Source organism: Hoylesella timonensis S9-PR14, assembly GCF_000762405.1.
GTDB lineage: Bacteria > Bacteroidota > Bacteroidia > Bacteroidales > Bacteroidaceae > Prevotella > Prevotella timonensis_A.
The window spans coordinates 1-3,188 of the sequence record NZ_JRPQ01000156.1; the positions used below are offsets into that span (position 1 = coordinate 1).

At 39.7% G+C, this 3,188-nt stretch carries 6 protein-coding genes; all 6 read right to left on the bottom strand.

The window, feature by feature from the left end; all coding sequences use genetic code 11:
* Positions 1-186: 186 nt before the first annotated feature.
* On the bottom strand, positions 187-432 hold the full coding sequence (locus HMPREF9304_RS09975; protein ID WP_036928653.1) for a hypothetical protein: 246 nt from the start codon (positions 430-432) through the stop codon (positions 187-189).
* Positions 433-451: 19 nt separating this feature from the next.
* On the bottom strand, positions 452-811 hold the full coding sequence (locus tag HMPREF9304_RS09980; RefSeq protein WP_036928655.1) for a helix-turn-helix domain-containing protein: 360 nt from the start codon (positions 809-811) through the stop codon (positions 452-454).
* A complete protein-coding gene (locus tag HMPREF9304_RS09985; RefSeq protein WP_036928656.1) occupies positions 808-1,113 on the bottom strand; it encodes a type II toxin-antitoxin system HigB family toxin in 306 nt (101 codons plus the stop codon). The genes HMPREF9304_RS09980 and HMPREF9304_RS09985 overlap by 4 nt, the downstream gene beginning before the upstream one ends.
* Positions 1,114-1,257: 144 nt before the next feature.
* Entirely contained in the window at positions 1,258-2,691 is a 1,434-nt protein-coding gene (locus tag HMPREF9304_RS09990; protein ID WP_036928657.1) for a class I SAM-dependent methyltransferase, read from the bottom strand.
* 24 nt (positions 2,692-2,715) lie between these two features.
* Positions 2,716-2,940 carry a hypothetical protein gene (locus HMPREF9304_RS09995; protein ID WP_231564511.1) on the bottom strand — a complete coding sequence of 75 codons (225 nt, stop codon included), beginning with the start codon at positions 2,938-2,940 and terminating at the stop codon, positions 2,716-2,718.
* Positions 2,941-2,959: 19 nt separating this feature from the next.
* Positions 2,960-3,188, bottom strand: a 229-nt coding sequence (locus HMPREF9304_RS10000; RefSeq protein WP_081953693.1) for a hypothetical protein, incomplete at its 5' end; no start/stop codon positions are given.

Here is a 3,188-nt window from a genome sequence, read left to right on the forward strand (position 1 = left end):
ATTTTTTGTGGTTATCGTGCGACCACCCCATAGCATCCTTATAGTTGCTATTTTTTCTTCCTCTCTTTCGGCCAGTATCACCACCGACTATTGCTTTCAAACCTACTCCCATTATTAGGGCTGATGCTATCAAATCTAACATAGTACGTTTCCTTTCTTTTTTAGTTACATTTTATTTATTCCTTGTTATATTTTAAGTTCTTCAGGTGTTGAAGTTTTCAATTCCAACTCCGCTTTTGGGTTTAATGCAAGCAGCATTTGTATTCTGTCTTGCAGTCTTCCGATTGTCTCTTTGATGTTAACCACATCGTTTTCTGGAATTTCCTTAAGTTCACGAATGATCTCCATATATGAGTTTATCTGTCCCATTGTATAGGTGACGGATAAAGTGTTCTCGATATGTTCTCTGTCGACCTCAATTTCAAATGCCATAACCATTCCTCCCTCTTATTTATAAGTTTAGCATAGCTTCAGGCAGAATATCAAGTATCTTGCATATTTCTCCTGCTTTAGCTAATGTTGGTTCGCTCCTCCCTTTTGTAAAATCACTTATCCTGCTGGTGCTAAGCCCTACAGCCTCGGATAGTTCTTTCTGTGTCATTCCCTTATCTTTCAGGCCTTGTTTTATAACTTCGGCGAGCGTAAGTTTCTCTATTGGATGATGTTTCTTCTCATATTCCTCCACGATGCTACTCATGATAGAGAGTTCCATGTACTCTGGCGATGTCGGCAGTGTCGCATCCGTCACGATCTCCAACAGTTTTTCTACCCGTCTTTCGGCGTACTTGTATTGCCCTTTTGATATTTTCATACTGTCACATTCCACTCATCGATGAGAGTCTTATAGTCAGCTAAAGATGCCACAAACCTCACATATATACATCCTGTGTCGAAATATATCGAAGTAGCAATTTTATAGTTGCCTTCATCAATACTGAAGATATACAAGCCTTTTTCTCTCACAGCGTCTGTGAAGTCCGCCAGTATTTGGCCAAAGCTCTTGTATTCTCTGTTTCTTACAGTGTAGTACCACTGCTGTAAAGGTATCTTAGCCTGTTCGTATTGTGGCTGCTCGTAGAAGTCTTTGATCTTCTTTTGTGAGATAACTCTCATATCAGTGATTGTCTTTNTTCGCAACAAAGATATGAAGATATTCCCAAAACGCAAAACAAACAAGCAACAAAATTCTGAAAGACAGAATATTTTTTATATTCAGGAAGATTGCAGGTCGTCCTTACAACCTCCCTGACATTTGCTTTATACACATTTCTTTTTCGGCAGTACCCATCCTCGCTGCTTTGCCACTTCACGGTTGAACTTCATCCACACCTCTTCATCCTTAAACTCAAAGTGCATTGTTCCTTTCTTAAAGCCCTTGCACCTAAAGAATCCCCACTCGAAAGTTTTTCCCCATACCAATTTGTTATCTCGTACAAAATAGTCAAGACTTCCAACGCAATCGTAGTTCTTACCTGTAATGAAACAAAGAGCTTTACAAACATCCTCCATTCTGTTTGCCATACCTCCATATCCAAGATAAAGATAGTCTCTCGGCCATTTGGGGTCATAGGAAGTCATGTATGGAACGATAAACTTACGGTTGACCATATAGTTTGCGTTTGTCTTCCATTTTTCCCCTGCCGTAGAGTTTTCGTCAGAGAAAGAGCAAATCAGGTCGAATGCTTCGAGTATTGCAGTATTCATACGCTGTCCTGTCGTTTGGATGACCATGTTAAGAACCTGATAAATATTGTGCATGGTAAAGGGAACATTTGTCTGCAGCTCCACGAACTTGTTTATCTGTTCCCGTAATTTCTGTGTGGCATACTTTTCCATGTTCAGCTTTCCGAATATTCGTCTCCAATAATATTTCTGCAACTCCTTTTTGTATTGTTGTCGGCTGATATGGACAACATTATTGGAAGCATCAACCACAGCAAACCTTACAGGGAGATAACCATCCTTGTTGCCACCAAAACATGCCACAGAATTAATTTTCTCTGCTGCAGCCATCGTCTCGTCGAAAAGTTTTACTGCTGCAACGTAGCGGTTTACCATATCCCGTACCACATTGTATTGCACCAGGCCTTCCGTCTCATTAGCATTCAGTGTGTCGTCTTCATTGGAAAAAAGGTAATCCTCAAATTCATCCTGTCCCTCACCTTCTTTATACAACTTTATCATACTCACATTGACATTAGTCTTTCGTTCTGCATTATCAAAAACTCTACCTAAGAATTCCTCGCACCCATAAAGATCAATTGTTTCTTTCAATTTCTCCTTGGTTGTATTCCGTTCCCATCCTTGATTTATGCTTTCGCTGTTACACAAGGCAATGATGGTACATCCTGCTGGAGCAATCTCAAACGCATGAAGAATATGTTTTGCTCCTTCTGAAAAAGGAGGATTCATTACAATATAGTCTACATGGCTAATCTGTTCTGAAGAAACGGTCAGGAAGTCATCCGCAATCATTTCGCATTTTCCGTTCAGAAGTTTTTTGAGGTTAGCGTCCTTTTCACAAGCAATAATCTTTCCTGCTCCATTCTTTTTGAGCCAGTCAACAATATTTCCTTTCCCTGCCGAAGGCTCAAGGATTGTCTTCCCGATAAAATTCTCTCCCATCATCATTGTGTTTATCACCTCGTCAGGAGTTGGGTAGAAATCTGCATTATTTGTAAAAATGTTCATTGTGTCTTATTTTTAATTATCCAATTATTCGTCTATCAATTCTCCATTCTCGCCAATCCAAAGCATTGCCCCCTCACCGTTCCAGTAGAAGTCGAACGCCCTGTTCAGAGGGTTGTATATACCCTCAACAATAGTTCCCTCTTTGAGTCCCTTAATCTCGGCCAAATACCATTTGCCCGCTTCGGTAATAACCTTTACTCTTGCTTTTGCTTTGTAGCTCATCTTCTTCCTTTGTTTTTCTTTTTTCATAATCTTTTGTTGTTTTGAATTAAACGGTAAAGTCATTTACGAACTGGCGTTCAATCATAACTTCAAAGTCCCTATTGTTACATGAGGTCTGTCTCCACTGTCTAAGCTGTTTTGCATCTTCTTCGGTTAATGAAAGGAAATCTACCATCTTACGGATGGTTTCTTCCAAATTCTCACCAATGTAAACAAGTTTCCTTGTCTCGACAGAGTGCCAAGCATCTGTTTGATATGCTAAGTAAATAAGTTTC

Coding starts and splice junctions, on each gene's coding strand:
- HMPREF9304_RS09975 (WP_036928653.1), bottom strand. CDS start 432: ATGGCATTTGAAATTGAGGTCGACAGAGAACATATCGAGAACACTTTA.
- HMPREF9304_RS09980 (WP_036928655.1), bottom strand. CDS start 811: ATGAAAATATCAAAAGGGCAATACAAGTACGCCGAAAGACGGGTAGAA.
- HMPREF9304_RS09990 (WP_036928657.1), bottom strand. CDS start 2,691: ATGAACATTTTTACAAATAATGCAGATTTCTACCCAACTCCTGACGAG.
- HMPREF9304_RS09985 (WP_036928656.1), bottom strand. CDS start 1,113: ATGAGAGTTATCTCACAAAAGAAGATCAAAGACTTCTACGAGCAGCCA.
- HMPREF9304_RS09995 (WP_231564511.1), bottom strand. CDS start 2,940: ATGAAAAAAGAAAAACAAAGGAAGAAGATGAGCTACAAAGCAAAAGCA.